Source organism: Mesorhizobium vachelliae (assembly GCF_033977325.1).
GTDB classification, from domain to species: domain Bacteria; phylum Pseudomonadota; class Alphaproteobacteria; order Rhizobiales; family Rhizobiaceae; genus Mesorhizobium; species Mesorhizobium vachelliae.
The window spans coordinates 23,218-38,436 of the sequence record NZ_JAVIIR010000015.1 but is presented as its reverse complement, the minus strand read 5'-3'; the positions used below and the strand labels follow the sequence as shown (position 1 = coordinate 38,436).

The window sequence follows — 15,219 nt, the reverse complement described above, 5'->3', positions numbered from 1 at the left end:
GAGATCGGGTCAGACGCCTAAGATGCGACCCTTCCCGTTAACCATCGATTAACTATCCGGTGGCCTTTAATAAGATTCTGGAGGATACTGATTTTGGCCGCGAACAATGACCTCGCAGCTGCCGAAATCAGAAAAGAAGCGGCGGATCATCGCCGCCGTCTGCCGGGGAGGCGCCCAGCATCTTTGATGAGGAGCGCCGGCATGAATATCGAGGAAGCAGTCACCGCGGCGACGGCGGGATCCGGCGCGCTCCTGTCCTGTCTTGGCCAGCCCGTCATTGCCTATCACGTCACCGCCATCATGCGCGAAACCGACAAGCGTCATGCGCGCCAGATGCAGCTTGCCTTGCTGCGGCGAAGCATCGAGGCGCTTGTCGACGACGGCCTCGAAGACATCGAAGCCGAACGCTTCGCGTCGCAGCTCCACGGTCGCGTCGGCTCGGCCTGGGACCTGCTGCATCCGGCCAGCGACACGCCGCACTGATCCTTGGTCCATGGCTCTCCATCGCCGGCCATATGTAACAACCCGGAGATGAGGTAGACTGCCGCTCACGTCTGGGCTGCGTTCATCGAGCGGGGGGCATGCGATGCAGGCGATACCGATCATGCATCCGGCGGGGCAACCTGCCGCGATCTCGATACCCTCACTGGGCGGTTATCCCACCGCCGTGCTGTGCTGGCTGCTCTCGGCCGGCGTCTATATCGCGGCCAAGTGGGTGGCGCCGGAAATGCCGCCCTGGGGGTTGTGTTTCTGGCGGCTCTTGCTCGCCTGCCTTATCCTCTTGCCGATCGTGCGCCGCCATCACGGCGCGATGATTGCGCTCCTCAAATCCCGGCCCCTGGAGCTCGTCGCCGTGGGGGCCGTCGGCCTGACGCTCTGCCAGGGCATGATCTACCATGGCCTGAACGACACCGATGCGACCACGGCCGGCATCATCATGGCGATGTCGCCGATCATGACCATGGTGCTCGCGCGTTTCGTGCTGGGCGAGCCGCTCGGGTTCTGGAAGTCGCTCGGCGCGGTTGCGGCGCTGGCCGGCATGCTGGTCATCGTCGCGCATGGCAATCTCGGCGCGCTGGTGCAACTGCGCTTCAACATCGGCGAATTGTGGATCGTCGGCAGCGCGTTCTGCTGGGCGCTCTACACGGTGCTGCTTCGCCGCTCCAGATTCGGTCTCGAGCTCCTGCCGCTGGTGGTCCTTCTGCTCGGCGCGGGCGCGCTGGTGGCGCTGCCGTTCCATCTGTGGGAAATCTTCAACGACGAGCGTTCCGCCCTGAATGGCAACGGCCTGCTCGCGCTCGCCTATCTGGCCGGCCCCGGCGGCGCGCTGATGTATTATCTCTACAACAAAAGCGTGGAGACGCTGGGCGCCAGCAGGGCAAGCATGCTGCTCTATCTGCAGACATTGTTCGTCGCCATCCTCGCCTATCTGCTGCTCGGCGAGAGCCTGCATGACTACGATCTGCTCGGCGCCGCCTTCATCGTGGCCGGGGTCGTGCTGGCGACGGTCATCAAGCCGAGGGCGGTGGCGGCAAAGGCGTGACGGAGCGGCAAATGGCGTCGATCGGCTATTCGCGCCGCCAAGCCGATTTCGTTGCTCGGGTCGTGAGCCGTCCTAACCAAGCTTTCCTAAATTAGCCGATTTTGCTATTGGCTGCCCCTTCGCAGCGGCGGCCGGGGCCGAAGGGGATCATGGCGATCGACAAGCGCGTGGACGCATGAACGGCGGTCGGCACATGCTTGAGCTGCGCGTGCTTGGCGATTTTCAGGTCGTGCGCGACGGCGCGCCGCTTGACCTGCCGCCATCCCGCAAGACGCGGGCACTGCTCGCCTATCTTGCCGTCACCGGCAGGCAGCACCAGCGCGCGCGACTGTGCGAAATATTCTGGGACATCCCCGACGATCCGCGCGGCGCCTTGCGCTGGAGCCTGTCCAAGATCCGCCAGGTGCTGGGCGGCGGCGAATCCATTCTTGTCGCCGATCGCAACGCCGTCGCGCTCGACCTCGGGACGGACTATGCGCGGCTGGCGCCGCTGGTGAAGGCCGACCTTTCATCACACTCGATCGAGGAGCTCGAAGCCGTCCTGGCGTCGATCCGCGGCGGCTTTCTCGCTGATCTCTCGCTCGAACGGTGCTTCGACTATGAAGCCTGGCGGCAGGCCATCGCCAGCGAAGTCGAGATCGTCGAGCTCGGCATTTTGCGCGAGTTGGTCGAGCGTTTGGCGGACCAGCCGCGGCGGGCGCTACCGTTAGCGCAGCGCCTGCGCCGCCTCGCGCCCGACGATTCCAGCCTCGCCGCCGAGATCGAGGCGCTGGAGGACAAGGTCCGGTCGGCGGCTGCCCAAGCAACCGGCCGCGCGCCGCATACGGCTTCCCCCACGCCGCCGCAGGCGTCGAAACCCGCTGCGTCACCGCAGGATCCCGGCCGCGCCGTGCAGTTCTGCCGTGCTCTCGACGGCACCAGGCTCGCCTATGCCAGCGCCGGCAACGGTCCGGCGATCCTGCGCGCCGCGCATTGGATGTCGCATCTCACCTTCGACTGGGACAGCCCGATCTGGCGGCACTGGATGCGGGAACTGTCGCGCGACAACCGGTTGGTGCGCTATGACGAGCGCTGCAACGGCCTTTCGCAAAGGCATGTCGTCGATATCTCGTTCGAAACAATGGTGTCGGATCTCGAATGCGTGGTTGAGGCGACAGGGCTCGACCGCTTCACCTTGCTCGGCCTGTCGCAGAGCTGCGCGGTTTCGATCGCCTACGCCCTCCGCCACCCCGAGAAAGTGTCGGGGATGATCCTCTATGGCGGCTACGTCAAAGGCTGGCGGGCGCGCGGCGACGCCGGCGAGATCGCGACGCGCGAGGCCGTGGCGACGCTTATGCGCGAGAGCTGGGGCAAGCCAAACCCGATGTTCCGCCAGGCCTTCTGCTCCATGTTCATCCCCGGCGCCACGCACGAGCATTTCGCCTGGATGGACGATCTGATGCTGCGCACCGTCTCACCCGACGATGCCTGGCGTCTTCAGAGCGCCTTTTCGGTGATCGACGTCAGCGACTTGCTGGAGAAGGTGCGTGTGCCGACGCTGGTGCTGCACGCGCGGGACGACAACGTGGCGCCGGTGGAGTCGGGCCGCACCATGGCCGCTGGCATTCCCGGCGCGCGCTTCATCGAGCTCGATAGCCAGAACCACATACTCCTCGAAGGCGAGCCCGCCTTCGAGGAGTTCATCGACCACGTCCGCGCCTTTATCGCCGAGACGGCGGGCGCATGACGGGGCTTCGAAGAGATCTCAGCCCTTGGCCAAAGGCACCGTGAACACCGTCGCGGTGCCGGTGAGGCAAAGCTCGCCGGCTTCATTGCGCACCGATGTCTCCAGCTTGGTGATCGGCTTGTCGGCACGCACCTCCTTGACTTCGACGCGGCCGGTGATCAATTCGTCGACGCCGACCGCCTTGACGAATTTCCACGAGACTTCGAGGAACACCGAGCCGGGGCCGGGCAGGTCTTCCGCCACGATGGCGTTCAGGATGCCTGAGGTGACGCCGCCCTGCACGATCAGCTTGCCGAACACCGAAGCCTCGGCCAGCGCCTTGTCGTAATGCAGCGGGTTGCGGTCGCCGGTCATGTCCGCGAACGCGTCGATATCCTGAGGCTGTGTGCGCCGCGAGCGCTCGGCGAAGGCACCCACCTGCGGGCGCCCTTTGATGACGCCGACCCACCCGTTCTTCATCACATGCACAGTCATGGTCTTGCTCCGGTTCGGTTGCGGTTGGGGTTCGAGCCAGCCGAGGCTGGCGGCTCGTCCTGGTTGGCCGGCGCACGGTGGGCCGTAGGCCGCGATGCAGCGGAAGGGGTGCGGCGGATCGGCAGGGGCTGCCCGGCCAGAGCCTGCACCTCGGCCTTCAGGACAGCGCTGAAGCGGCGATGCCGTTCGCCAAGATCGTCGAGCGTCCAGTCGAAGCCGGCGATGGCGTCGGTGGTATCGAGAATCTGGTTGGCGATCATGTCGCGCTGCTGCTGCCAGACCGAGAATGCCGCATCGGACCCATCGAGGATGGCGCGCGCGAGGCTCTCGGCATCGCGCAGCGCATCGGAAATGCCATGCGAGGTGATCGGATCGCGAAAGAAGCCGGCATCGCCCACCAGCGCCCAGCCCGGGCCGTGCGGCTGGCGGATATAGCCCGGCACGCCGCGAAACGCCTGCAGGCGCGCATCCTTCGGCGCGCGGGCCGCCTGCGCGGCCAGGGCCGGCGAAAGCGCCTCGAGCACATCCATGCGGGCGCGAGCGTGGCCGAGGCGGAAGCGCCGGTCGAACAGGCCTGTCGGCACCGAAGCGACGATGCAGGCGAGGCCGTCATTGGTCGGGATGAATGAGCCGGCGATCCCGTCGCGGAAATACCAGTGATAGCCGGCGCCGGGCTCGACCGGCGCATAGCCATAGACGTGGGCAGCCGAGACCGCGCCGCGTCGCAAGGTCTGGGCGTCGACGCATTTTGCCACCAGCGAGCCGATGCCATCGGCGCCGACCACGATATCGGCGCTGACCCGCACGGCAGCACGGCCGGCGGCGCGGATCTCGATGCCGCGCACGCGGCCACGCGTGTCGGCGAAGAGATCGCCGACCGCCACTTCGTGCAGGATCTCCGCGCCGGCCTTGCGCGCCGCATCGACCAGGATGCGGTCGAGCACGGTGCGCCGCGGGGCGATCAGGCCGGGGAGGTCAGGACCGGCGGCGAGCGGGATGGTGATCGCCTCGTCGCCATAATGGAAGGTCGTCGTCTCGATGAGCGGCGTGCCGGCCTTAAGCAGCGGCTCGAGCAGACCCCAGCGCCACAGCTGCAATATGGCCGGCCGCATCAGCGCATGCGTCGACAGCGTGTCGGATCCATAAGGCTTGCGGTCGATCGCAAGCACCTTGAGGCCCGCGCTGGCGAGCAGCATCGCGGTCGCCGCGCCCGCGCAGCGCGCGCCGACGATGATGGCGTCGTAATGGCCGCGCTTGGGCGGGGCCATGAGGGAGATGAGGTTGCTTACCATGTTCGTGGTCCTCAGGCCGCCTTGCGGCCGTTGCAGTCGAGATAACGGGAGACTTCGGCGGCGATCGCCTCGGCATCGGCCCCGACGCCGCCGATGAAGTTGGAATCGCGCTTGCGTAGGAAGCGGAAGCCGAGCGCGTAGAGGCCGGGCACGCTGGTGACGCCGCCCTGATGGGCGAGCTCGCCATCGGCGCCGAGCGCCAGCGGCTCCAGCCAGCCGAACGACCGCGCATAGCCGGTCGCCCAGATGATGGTGCGGATCGATCCGTCGGTGAGCGAAAGCCGCTCAGCGCACGTCGTCGGCATCGCCACCGGCTCGGGCCGGTATGGCGTCGCCGAGCCTGCAAAGCGGTCAATCTGGTCGAGCAGGCGCGCCTGCTTCGCCTCTGCCGCCGCGATGTGTTGGCCGAGATCGCCGGCGAAGGCGATCTCGCGGTCGCCGACGCGGAGCATCCGCCCGGCCAGTTCCACGCCGAGCGCCTGCAGTGTGGCGAGGTCGACATCGGCCCTGTCTGGCCGCCCAGCGAGCTGCAGCGAAGGCTGGCGCCGGGCGCTTCCCGGATCGGCGAGATCTTCCTGGCGCTGCGCCATCAGGCCCATTGCGCAAAGCCAGAAGAAGATGTCCTTGCCGCGCCATGTTCTGGGCAGGCGCGTATGCTTGCCGACCGAAAGCACCACGCGCCGCCCGGAGCGGGCGAGCTCTTCGGCGATCTGCACGCCGGAGGACGAGGCGCCGACGACCAACACGCCGCCGCCCGGCAGCTCGCCGGGTGAACGATATCGGGAAGCGTGGATGCTGAGCGGTCCGCGAGGGGTCTCAGCCGAAAACGGGACGACCGGCCGGTCGCAATGTCCCGTCGCGACGACGACCGAGCGCGCCGACCAATCGCCGGCGCTGGTGCGCAAGGCAAAGCCGTCGCTGGTCCGGTTGGCAGAGGTGACCTCGACGCCTGTCTCGACGGGCGCATGCCATTGCCGGGCGTAGCGCTCCAGGCTTTCCACGAAAGCCCCCTTGGCCATGAAGCCGTCGGGATCGCCGCCCTCATAGGGCGAGCCGGGGAGGGCGTTCAGCCAGTTCGGCGTAAGCAGCCGGAGCGAGCGCCAGCTCTGCGAGCGCCAGCGCTCGCCGATGCGGCCGCGCTCCAGCACGGCATGGTCGATGCCGGCCTGGCCGAGGCAATGGCTGAGCGCAAGCCCGGCCTGGCCCGCGCCGATGATGACGACGTCCGCGCGTCTCATATTCTGTTCCGTCAATGGGGTGGGGAGGCGGCCCGGATCGGCTCCGGACCGCCTGCCGGCTTACTGGATGGTCTTGATGCCGACGGTGACCGGCACACCCTTGGTCAGCACGTCGAACACGGCCGAACGGGCACGCGACTGCTCGACCAGCTGCTGCAGCTTTTCGGCAGGCGCGTCGCCCTCGATCTCGAACGACACCTGGATATTCTGGAAGCCGTTGCGGACCTCGTCGGAAATGCCGAGGATGCCACGCAGGTCGATGTCGCCGTCGATCGAGCACTTCACCCTGGTGAGCTTGATGCCGCGCGCGGCGGCGATGTTGGCGACGCCCGCCATCAGGCAGCCCGCCAGGCCGTGCAGCAGCCACTCGACCGGGGTCGGCGCATTGTCGGCGCCGCACAGGATCGCCGGATGGTCGGCGTCGGCATAGTGCGGCTTTTCATGCTTCTGCTCCTGGCCGGCGCCGAAGAAGCCGTTCATGACCGTCTTGCTGTGCGTGCCCTCGATCCACTCGTTGTGGGCGCGGAACTGGAATTTGGCCAGTTCCGGTTGCCCGGCGACGAAATTGATCGTCGCCAACAGGTTCGGCGTGTCGACGCCATTGAGCGGAAGCCGTGCAGGTTTGGTGCTGGGTTGCATCTTTATCTCCAAAGGTTGGTTTACGGCTTGGTGCCGTGACGGCCTCTGTTTGCCGATGGAGCGTTTGAACGAGAGTGGATGCGACCGTGGAATTTTTCATACGCCTAGCGTGGAAATTGACGTGGACGTATCGTTTGAAACGACATGGCCCACCGCTTGAACCGAATGCGCCGGAACGAAAAACCCAGGCGTTGGGAAGCGCCCGGGGCATGTTGGGGCGTGGCCACGCTGGCCATGGGCAGTCATCTGACGTTTCTGATGTCCGTCCCATCGACGTCGGACGCGGCGTAGCGCATCGAGGTGTAATGGTCGATTTCCGAACGGGCGATGCCCATGTCCTTGAGCAGATAGTCGGGCATGGCCTGCATGGCGGCGCGGTCGCTGCGCATCCTCATCGCCTGATAAAAATGCCTGAGCGCGCGGCTGGCAAAATCGATCAGGCCGAAGCCCGATCGGCCGGTTTCATAAGCGGTGCGTCCCAAAGTCGTCATCGTCGTCTCCATCTTTTGCGGCGCGACCGTTCGCGTCGTCGATGGCAGGACTTGTGGCTTACGACCGGGGGAGCCAGCGTTGGAACGGACGTCGAATTTGCCGTGGAAATCGAGATTTCGCGACTGACGCCCTGCCAGTCGGAACCGGGATGGTAGGTAACTACCGAGGCTTGCGCAGCGCGGCAGCGGCCTTCAGGAAATCCGCTGCCCGGCCTCGTCCAGCAAGACGCAGTCGTCCGGGTCGAAGCCGAGTTCGATCGCTTCGCCTTCGCCGAGCACCCGGCCGTCTATCGCGGCGTTAGCGCGGATGTTCGTCTTGCCCCCGATGTCGACCTCGTAGATGGCGCTGCCGCCGAGATAGGAGGCCGACACGACCCTGCCGGGCAACCGGTTGGCGCTCGCCGAACCGACCGACAGTTTCTGCGGCCGCACCACAACGGTGACGGCGCTGCCCTTCGCCAGCGGCCTGGGCGCCAGCACATTGACTGTCTGGCCGCTGGCCAGCGTGACAATCGTCGGTCCTTCGGACCGGCTCACGGTGCCTGGAAGCATATTGGCCTTGCCGAGGAAGTCGGCGACGAAGGCGGTAGCGGGTCGCTCATAGACCTCCTCCGGCGTGCCGATCTGCTCGGCCGAGCCTGCATTCATCACCACAATGCGGTCCGACATGGACAGCGCTTCCTCCTGGTCGTGGGTGACGAAGATGGCGGTGATGCCGGTCTCCTTCTGGATCTTCTTGATCTCGACGCGCATTTCCTCGCGCATGTTGGCGTCGAGCGCCGACAGCGGCTCGTCGAGCAAGAGCACCTGCGGCTCGAAGACGATGGCGCGGGCCAGCGCGATGCGCTGCTGCTGGCCGCCCGACAGTTGCGAGGGCAGTTTCTTCTCGCTGCCCGGCAGCCGCACCATGTCCAGCGCCTGGCTCACCTTGCGCCTGATCTCGGGCTTGGCCACGTTGCGGTATTTCAGGCCGAAGGCGACATTGTCGAACACGGTCTTGTGCGGGAACAGCGCATAGCTCTGGAAGACCAGGCCGATGTTGCGCTTGTAGATCGGCACGTCGTCGACCCGCCGGCCGCCGATCATGATCTGGCCGGCCGAAATATCGACCAGCCCGGCGATGGAGCGCAGGATCGTCGTCTTGCCGCAGCCGGACGGCCCGAGCAGCGTGACGAAGCTGCCCTTGCGGATCGACAGCGAGAAATCGCGCACCGCGACGAACTTGCCATAGGCGATGTCGATGTTGCGGAACTCGACCGCCGGGCTGTTTGCTCCGGCGGTCGAGTTCGCAACGGTTGCCCCGGCCGAAGCCGGCCGGGGATTGGATAGCGTGTCCTGGCTGTCAGGCACCTTTCGAGATCCTGTTCCACTGCTTGGTCCAGGCGTCCTCGTTGGTCGCCCAATAGGTCGGATCGGCGAAGGTCAGCGCCTTCATCGTGCCGGTCTTGTCGAAGGCCGGCAGCTTCTCGATCTTCTCCGTGAGCTTGACCTTGGTCGGATCGAGCGACGGCGGATAGCTCTGGCCCTCGGCCACCGCGATCGAGGTCGCCGGATCGAGCATGAAGTTGATCAGCTCCTCGCACTCGGCCATCGGCGAGCCTTTCAGGATCAGCATGTCCTCCATCCAGGCATAGGAGCCGGCCGGGTCGAGATAGCCGATCGGATGGCCCTGGTCTTGGAGCGCCGCGACGCGGCCCGACCAGGCGTCGGTCACCACGATCTCGCCCTTGGAAAGCAGGTCCATCAGCTCGGCGCCGGAGCTCCAGAACTTCTTGGCGAGGTCGCGCGTCTCGCGCACCTTGGCCCAGATCGTGTCCATGTCCTTGAGATTGTTGGGATCCTGTCCGGTCGCCAACGCCGCGTACCAGACGCGCGTGGTCATGTCGGAATAGCCGCCGACCTTGCCGGCATATTTCTTGTCGAGCAGAAGCTGCGCGCCCTTTTCCTTGGCCTCTTCCGGCGAGATCACCTTGGTGTTGTAGGCGATGCCGGTGGTGCCGTAGTCGTAAGGCACGGCCGACAGTTTCGGCGTCAGCTTGCGGAACGGGTCGATCATCGGCTGCAGCACATTCGCCATGTTGGGAATGTTGGCCTCGTTGATCTCGGAGGTCAGGCCGCCATTGACGTATTTGATGTAGTAGTTGACGCCGGAGGAGTGGATCACCTGGTAATCGCCGGGTTTCGCCGTCTTGATCTTGGTGATGATCTCGTCCTCGTCGCCGAACGTGCCTTGGACCACCTTGATCTTGGTCTTGGCCGTGTAGGGCTGGAAGGCATATTTGTCGATCGCGTCCTGCACCGTGCCGCCCCAACCGTCGAAGCGGACCTGCTCGACCGCGGCCATCGCCCGGCGCATCCAGGGCATGTCGAGGCCTGCCGCGGCGGCGGCCGCCGCCGTCAGCGTCAGGAAGGTGCGGCGGCTGAGATCGCCGTTCGCGTACCGGTCGTGCAGCCTTTCAAGCCGCTTGGTAGTTGTGAGTTTCATGTCGTCTCCTCCTTTGGTTCGCCACGTTTTTTCAATCGGGTCAGGCTTTGCAGGATCAGGCCGCCGGCAAGCGGAATGCCGACGGTCACCAGGATCATCACGGTGCCGAGCGCATTGATCTCCGGGCTGATCGAAATCTTGAGCATGGACAGGATCTGTGTGGGCATGGTCTCCACGCCCGCCGGCCGCCAGAACAGGCTGGCCGAGGTGTTGTCGAACGAGATGGTGAAGGCGAGGAGCGCGCCGCCAACGACCGCCGGGATGAGCAGCGGCAGCGTGATCTCGCGGAAGGAGGAGAAGCGCGAGGCGCCGAGCGAGAGCGCCGCCTCTTCATAGACGCGCCTTATGCCCACCATGCGCGCCTGCGCGATCAGCACCACATAGGGCACGGCCAAAAGGATATGGCCGAGCACCAGAAGCAGCATGGTGCGCGGCTGGTCCACCGCCTTGATCAGCACCAGGAGGCCGACGCCGAGGATGGTTTCAGGCACCAGCGCCGGCAGGATCACCAGCGTGCTCAGCGCCTGCTTGCCCGGAAATTCGAAGCGCACCAGCGCGAACGCCGTGACGACGCCTATCGCCGTGGTGACGGCTGCGGTGACCAGGGCGATCCACAGCGAGGTGCGGAAGGCGGTCAGCACCGCGTCATTGTTCATCAGCTTGGCGTACCATTGTAGCGAAAAGCCGGTCATCGGGAAGCCGCCGAACATCGAGGCGTTGAACGACAGGATGACGGTCGCCATGATCGGCGCGAACATGAAGATGTAGACGCAGAGCGTGACGAAGCCGGTCAGCCGCCACGCCCATTTGCCCTCCTTATTCGGCCGCGCAGCCTTCATCCGCCCAATCCCTTCACAATCTGGGACATGCCCATGTAGCGGGTGTAGATGGCGGCGAAGAAGCCGAGCACGAGGAACAGCACGATCGACAAAGTAGCGCCCATCGGCCAGTTCAATTCGCCCATGATGGTGTCGTAGATCAAATTGCCGAACAGCGCGTCGCGCCCGGACCCGAGCAGTTGTGGCGTCACGTAGCTGCCGGCCGCCAGCACGAAGCAGAGCAGCAGGCCTGCGGCGAGGCCGGGCAGCGACAGCGGCAAGGTCACCTCGCGGAACGCCTGCGCGCTGGTGCAGCCCATCGAGCGCGCCGCCGCAATCAGCGTGCGGTCGATACCCTCGAGGCTCACATAGACGTTGAGGATCATGTAGGGCAGAAGGAAGTGCAGCAGCCCCAGGATCACCGCGCCCTCATTGTAGAGCATCGGCAGCGGCTCGCTGATGATGCCCATTTTGAGCAGCGCGACGTTGATGACGCCCTGTTCGCCCAGGATGTTGATCCAGGAAAAGGTGCGGATGGTGAAGCTGATCCAGAACGGCACGATCAGCAAAAGCAGCAGCAGCCATTTGTGCTTGAAGCTCGTCGCCCAGATGAAATAGGCCGGGAAATAGCCGAGCACGCCGCACAGCAGCGCGGTGATCGCGCCGACCCTCAGCGTCTTCAGAAGGAAGCCGGCATAATAGCTGTCGGTGAAGAATTCCTGCCAGTTGGCGGTGGTCAGCGCGCTGGTTTCGACGCCGGCGGTAACGAAGGTGAAGAACGTGTAGGTCGCCATCACCGCGATAGGCAGCAGCAGGAAGAAGATCAAGAGCAGCAGCACCGGTGCAACGAGCATCCAGGCCAGCCGTGGATCGTACAAGGTCCAGCGATTGTTCATGCGCACCCGAGGTGGGCGCCTTCTTCGAGGCGCTTTTTGTTCCCGCAGTGAAGATTGTTTCATTACCGCCGCGATGTCTACAGGCGCTGGCCCAAATTCGATTCTGCCAGGGGATGTGGACGCGATTGAGTGGATGGAATCCGCGTGACGAGGGTCGGTCCGATCGCACCGGCAAAATGGCGCTCAGCTGGCAGCAGGCAGGCTGGCAGTCAGGAAGCGATGCCAGGCGCCGCCGAGCACGAGGGAGGTTTCGGCCTCGTCGAAGCCCGCCGAGAGGAGGCCTTCCGAGAGCCCGGGAAAGTCGAGGTTCGACCTGAACCAGGATGGCTGCGACGGGAAACTTGCCGCCGCCTGGATATCACGGGTCCAGCGGCCCTCGCGCATCCAGCGCACGACGCTGTCGGGCTGGTCCTGGCAGAGATCCGAGCCGATGCCCAGATGCTCCGCCCCCATGATCCCGGCGGCTTCGGAAGCCATTTTGCCGAACTGCGCGAGCGTCGTGTCCGAACCGTTCGGAAGATGCAGCGGATAGAGCGACAGGCCGAGCAGTCCCTGCTTTTCGCGCAGCGCCTGCATGACGGCCCTGGAGACATTGCGATTGCTGTCGCGCAGCCAGCGCGGATTGGCATGGCTGACGACCACCGGGCGCTCTGATAGCGCGATCGTTTCCAGCGCGGTCCGCTCGCCGGCATGCGACAGGTCGATGATCATGCCCAGCCGGTTCATCTCGGCGATCGCCTCGCGCCCCATCCGCGTCACGCCGCTATCCTCCTGTTCCATCCAGCCGCAGCCGAGCAGCGACTGGTTGTTGTAGGTGAGCTGCATGAAGCGGATGCCGAGATCGAACAGCATCTCGATCAGGCCGATATCGTCCTCGATCGGCATCGGGTTCTGCAGGCCAAGCAGGATCGCCGTCCGGTTCGTGGCTCGCGCCCGCTCGATGTCGCCGGCATCGCGTGCCAGAAGGATCAGGTCCTCATTGTCGCGAAAACGCGTGCGCCAATCGACGAGGTGGCGCACCGTCTCGCGAAAACCCTCGTGATAGCCGACCGTGGCGTGGACCGCGGTCAGGCCGCCCTGGCGCATCTCCTCGAAGATTGCGCGCGACCAGTTGCAATATTGCAGCCCGTCGATGAGCACTCGCGGCGCGCCGGTGGTCATTCGGCCGCGCCCGCATGGATGTAGGACGTCTTGACCTGGGTGTAGAACTCGACCGCCGAACGGCCCTGCTCGCGCGGGCCGTAGCTCGAGGCGCGGACGCCGCCGAACGGCACGTGATAGTCAGTGCCGGCGGTTGCTAGGTTGACCATGACGCAGCCGGAGCGCGACGCGCGGCGGAATTTGGTGGCGCGCGCCAGCGAGCGAGTCGCGATGCCCGCCGTCAGCCCGTAGGGCGTATCGTTAGCAAGGAAGATCGCCTCGTCGAGATCGTCGGCCGGAATGACGCAGGTGATCGGCCCGAACATCTCCTCCTGGTTGATGCGCATGCGCGAACGGCCATTGAGGAACACGGCCGGCGCCATGTAGTGGCCGCGATGCGCGAGATCGAGCGCCTCGCCGCCGGTCGCAAGCTCGGCCCCTTCGCTGATGCCCAGCGTCACATAATCGAGATTGGCCGAGAACTGCTCGGCGCTGACGACCGGCCCCATCTGGACGCCGGCCTCGAGCGCATGGCCGACCTTCAGGGCCTTGGTCTTCGCCAGCAGCTTCTCGACGAAGGCGTCATGGATCGGCCGGTGCACGATCAGGCGGGACGAGGCCGTGCATTTCTGACCGGTGCCGCCAAAGGCGCCGTTCACTGCAAGGTCGACTGCGCGATCGAGGTCCGCGTCGTCCATCACGACGAACGGATTCTTCGATCCCATTTCGAGCTGCAGCTTCACGAAGCGCGCTGCGGCAAGTGCTGCGATGCCGGAGCCGACAGCGCCGGAGCCGGTGAAGCTCAATCCCTGGATGTCGGCATTGGCGGCAAGCTCGCGGCCGATTGTCGAGCCCGATCCCATCACTAGGCTGAACAGGCCCTTCGGGATCGCCTGCCGGCTGATGATCTCGGTCAGCGCCCATGCGCTCGCCGGCGTGACGCTGGCCGGCTTCCAGACCACGGCATTGCCGAAGGCCAGCGCCGGCGCGATCTTCCAGGACGCGGTGGCGATGGGGAAATTCCAGGGCGATATGATCGCGACCACGCCGAGCGGCTCGCGCTCGATCAGCACGTCCACGCCGGCCCGGACCGAATCGGCCGAGGCACCCAGGTTGCGCAAGGCCTCGGCGGCGAAATAGATGAAGAACTGCCCGGCGCGATAGACCTCGCCGACACCTTCGGGAAGCGTCTTGCCTTCCTCGCGCGACAGCAGCTCGCCAAGCTCCTTCGAGCGCGCCATCAACTCACGCCCGATGGCGTCGAGAACGGCGGCTCTGGCTTCCAGCCCCGCCGCCGCCCATTCCCGCTGCGCGCCTTGCGCTGCAGCCACGGCGTCATGGATGTCTAAGGTGCGCGCCTGCGCGAAGCGCCCGACGATGTCGGTCACATCCGATGGATTGACGTCCTCGACCCAGCCGGCGCCGTCGCGCCATTCGCCTGCAACGAAGTTCTGACCGTTCAGCATCGCGTTCGCCCTGCATCAATTCGGTTGACAACGACCTAACCAATGCTGTGAACTTCAATCAAGCTCAATTTTTGACGCAAATGTTCAGGCAAGCTTAACAGTGACCAAAACCATCAGCCTGACCGGCATGCGCAGCTTCGTCGCGGTCTGCGAGACCGGCGGCGTGCGTGCCGCCGCCGACCAGATCGGCCGCACGCCGTCGGCCGTATCGATGACCCTGAAGCAACTGGAGGACGATGTCGGCGCGCCGCTGTTCGAGAGCGAGCGCAAGGGCGCGCTTTCGCCGGTCGGCCGCATCGTGCTCGACGAGGCGCGCGCCATGATCGCGCATTACGACCGCGCCTGCCTGGCGATGACCAGTTACGCGGCGGACCGGCAGGGGCGCTGCGACGTGGCCAGCGTGCCTTCGGTCGCGGTGACCCTTCTGCCGCGCGCCATCGCCCGACTTCGCGCCGAGGGCGGCCAGTTTGACATTCATGTGCGCGACAGCGATTCCAGCGCCATCGTCGAGGCGGTCGAGAATGGCATGGTGGAAGTGGGCCTGTGCGTGCTCGCCACCAAGCGGCCGCAGCTCCGTTTCGAGCCGCTGTTCCACGAGCCGCTCGATTTCGTCTGCCCGGTCGACCATCCCCTGGCAAAATCGAAGCGTCCGTTGAAATGGACGCAGCTCGACGGCGAGAGCTTCATCCGCAACGGCGCGGCGGCTGCCCTCGGCATTGCCGAGGTCGAGTCGCTTGCCGCCGGCTCGAAGCTCACCGCGACCAATGTGAGCTCCAACCTGGCGATGGTGGAGGCGGGCCTCGGCGTGACGGTCCTGCCCAGGCTCTGCCGCTGGAAATCCAGCCACGCGGTGCGCTTCCTGCCGCTTGCCGATCCGCGCTCGAGCCGCACCGTCGGCTGGATCGCCAAGGAGGGCCGTAACCTGCAGCCGGCGTCGCTGCGCTTCATCGAATGCATTCGCCTGCAGACGCGGGCGAGCGAGGGAGAGTTCGGCTATGCCGCGGCATGATC

At 65.5% G+C, this 15,219-nt stretch carries 15 protein-coding genes; 4 read left to right on the top strand and 11 right to left on the bottom strand.

Annotated elements, in window-relative coordinates; all coding sequences use genetic code 11:
* Nucleotides 1-201 precede the first annotated feature (201 nt).
* The 3 genes from RFM41_RS26485 (at nucleotide 202) to RFM41_RS26475 (ending at nucleotide 3,269) form a co-directional block, all read left to right on the top strand.
* Complete coding sequence (locus RFM41_RS26485; RefSeq protein WP_320252444.1) at nucleotides 202-483, top strand: hypothetical protein; 282 nt, start codon at nucleotides 202-204, stop codon at nucleotides 481-483.
* 103 nt (nucleotides 484-586) lie between these two features.
* Nucleotides 587-1,543, top strand: coding sequence for a DMT family transporter (locus tag RFM41_RS26480; RefSeq protein ID WP_320252445.1), 957 nt, complete (start codon nucleotides 587-589; stop codon nucleotides 1,541-1,543).
* Between the two features lie 193 nt (nucleotides 1,544-1,736).
* Nucleotides 1,737-3,269 (top strand): bifunctional AfsR/SARP family transcriptional regulator/alpha/beta hydrolase, encoded by a 1,533-nt coding sequence (locus RFM41_RS26475; RefSeq protein ID WP_320252446.1) that lies wholly within the window; start codon nucleotides 1,737-1,739, stop codon nucleotides 3,267-3,269.
* A gap of 18 nt (nucleotides 3,270-3,287) precedes the next feature.
* On the opposite strand, the gene RFM41_RS26470 is transcribed toward RFM41_RS26475, so the two are convergent.
* The 11 genes from RFM41_RS26470 to RFM41_RS26420 all read right to left on the bottom strand — a co-directional run bounded on the left by RFM41_RS26470 (nucleotide 3,288) and on the right by RFM41_RS26420 (nucleotide 14,208).
* Nucleotides 3,288-3,743 (bottom strand): MaoC family dehydratase, encoded by a 456-nt coding sequence (locus RFM41_RS26470; RefSeq protein WP_320252447.1) that lies wholly within the window; start codon nucleotides 3,741-3,743, stop codon nucleotides 3,288-3,290.
* Nucleotides 3,740-5,035: an NAD(P)/FAD-dependent oxidoreductase gene (locus RFM41_RS26465; protein WP_320252448.1), complete on the bottom strand. Its 1,296-nt coding sequence runs from the start codon at nucleotides 5,033-5,035 to the stop codon at nucleotides 3,740-3,742. The genes RFM41_RS26470 and RFM41_RS26465 overlap by 4 nt, the downstream gene beginning before the upstream one ends.
* Nucleotides 5,036-5,046: 11 nt before the next feature.
* Nucleotides 5,047-6,273, bottom strand: coding sequence for a flavin-containing monooxygenase (locus RFM41_RS26460; RefSeq protein ID WP_320252449.1), 1,227 nt, complete (start codon nucleotides 6,271-6,273; stop codon nucleotides 5,047-5,049).
* Nucleotides 6,274-6,333: 60 nt separating this feature from the next.
* Entirely contained in the window at nucleotides 6,334-6,912 is a 579-nt protein-coding gene (locus tag RFM41_RS26455; RefSeq protein WP_320252450.1) for an OsmC family protein, read from the bottom strand.
* A gap of 242 nt (nucleotides 6,913-7,154) precedes the next feature.
* Nucleotides 7,155-7,403 (bottom strand): YjiS-like domain-containing protein, encoded by a 249-nt coding sequence (locus RFM41_RS26450; protein WP_320252451.1) that lies wholly within the window; start codon nucleotides 7,401-7,403, stop codon nucleotides 7,155-7,157.
* Between the two features lie 192 nt (nucleotides 7,404-7,595).
* The gene (locus tag RFM41_RS26445) at nucleotides 7,596-8,753 is read right to left on the bottom strand and encodes an ABC transporter ATP-binding protein (protein WP_320252452.1); all 1,158 of its coding nucleotides are present in this window, start codon (nucleotides 8,751-8,753) and stop codon (nucleotides 7,596-7,598) included.
* Nucleotides 8,746-9,888: an ABC transporter substrate-binding protein gene (locus RFM41_RS26440; RefSeq protein WP_320252453.1), complete on the bottom strand. Its 1,143-nt coding sequence runs from the start codon at nucleotides 9,886-9,888 to the stop codon at nucleotides 8,746-8,748. The genes RFM41_RS26445 and RFM41_RS26440 overlap by 8 nt, the downstream gene beginning before the upstream one ends.
* Nucleotides 9,885-10,727, bottom strand: coding sequence for an ABC transporter permease (locus tag RFM41_RS26435; RefSeq protein ID WP_320252454.1), 843 nt, complete (start codon nucleotides 10,725-10,727; stop codon nucleotides 9,885-9,887). Before RFM41_RS26435 ends, RFM41_RS26440 begins: the two co-directional genes overlap by 4 nt.
* A complete protein-coding gene (locus tag RFM41_RS26430; RefSeq protein ID WP_320252455.1) occupies nucleotides 10,724-11,602 on the bottom strand; it encodes an ABC transporter permease in 879 nt (292 codons plus the stop codon). Before RFM41_RS26430 ends, RFM41_RS26435 begins: the two co-directional genes overlap by 4 nt.
* 183 nt (nucleotides 11,603-11,785) lie before the next feature.
* Nucleotides 11,786-12,763, bottom strand: a complete 978-nt coding sequence (locus RFM41_RS26425) for a membrane dipeptidase (RefSeq protein WP_320252456.1) — start codon at nucleotides 12,761-12,763, stop codon at nucleotides 11,786-11,788.
* Nucleotides 12,760-14,208 carry an aldehyde dehydrogenase family protein gene (locus RFM41_RS26420; protein ID WP_320252457.1) on the bottom strand — a complete coding sequence of 483 codons (1,449 nt, stop codon included), beginning with the start codon at nucleotides 14,206-14,208 and terminating at the stop codon, nucleotides 12,760-12,762. The genes RFM41_RS26425 and RFM41_RS26420 overlap by 4 nt, the downstream gene beginning before the upstream one ends.
* A gap of 100 nt (nucleotides 14,209-14,308) precedes the next feature.
* On the opposite strand from RFM41_RS26420, the gene RFM41_RS26415 reads away from it, so the two are divergent.
* On the top strand, nucleotides 14,309-15,217 hold the full coding sequence (locus tag RFM41_RS26415) for a LysR family transcriptional regulator (RefSeq protein WP_320252458.1): 909 nt from the start codon (nucleotides 14,309-14,311) through the stop codon (nucleotides 15,215-15,217).
* Nucleotides 15,218-15,219 lie beyond the last annotated feature (2 nt).

Coding starts and splice junctions, on each gene's coding strand:
- RFM41_RS26440 (WP_320252453.1), bottom strand. CDS start 9,888: ATGAAACTCACAACTACCAAGCGGCTTGAAAGGCTGCACGACCGGTAC.
- RFM41_RS26450 (WP_320252451.1), bottom strand. CDS start 7,403: ATGACGACTTTGGGACGCACCGCTTATGAAACCGGCCGATCGGGCTTC.
- RFM41_RS26425 (WP_320252456.1), bottom strand. CDS start 12,763: ATGACCACCGGCGCGCCGCGAGTGCTCATCGACGGGCTGCAATATTGC.
- RFM41_RS26475 (WP_320252446.1), top strand. CDS start 1,737: ATGCTTGAGCTGCGCGTGCTTGGCGATTTTCAGGTCGTGCGCGACGGC.
- RFM41_RS26480 (WP_320252445.1), top strand. CDS start 587: ATGCAGGCGATACCGATCATGCATCCGGCGGGGCAACCTGCCGCGATC.
- RFM41_RS26470 (WP_320252447.1), bottom strand. CDS start 3,743: ATGACTGTGCATGTGATGAAGAACGGGTGGGTCGGCGTCATCAAAGGG.
- RFM41_RS26455 (WP_320252450.1), bottom strand. CDS start 6,912: ATGCAACCCAGCACCAAACCTGCACGGCTTCCGCTCAATGGCGTCGAC.
- RFM41_RS26485 (WP_320252444.1), top strand. CDS start 202: ATGAATATCGAGGAAGCAGTCACCGCGGCGACGGCGGGATCCGGCGCG.
- RFM41_RS26420 (WP_320252457.1), bottom strand. CDS start 14,208: ATGCTGAACGGTCAGAACTTCGTTGCAGGCGAATGGCGCGACGGCGCC.
- RFM41_RS26460 (WP_320252449.1), bottom strand. CDS start 6,273: ATGAGACGCGCGGACGTCGTCATCATCGGCGCGGGCCAGGCCGGGCTT.
- RFM41_RS26435 (WP_320252454.1), bottom strand. CDS start 10,727: ATGAAGGCTGCGCGGCCGAATAAGGAGGGCAAATGGGCGTGGCGGCTG.
- RFM41_RS26465 (WP_320252448.1), bottom strand. CDS start 5,035: ATGGTAAGCAACCTCATCTCCCTCATGGCCCCGCCCAAGCGCGGCCAT.
- RFM41_RS26430 (WP_320252455.1), bottom strand. CDS start 11,602: ATGAACAATCGCTGGACCTTGTACGATCCACGGCTGGCCTGGATGCTC.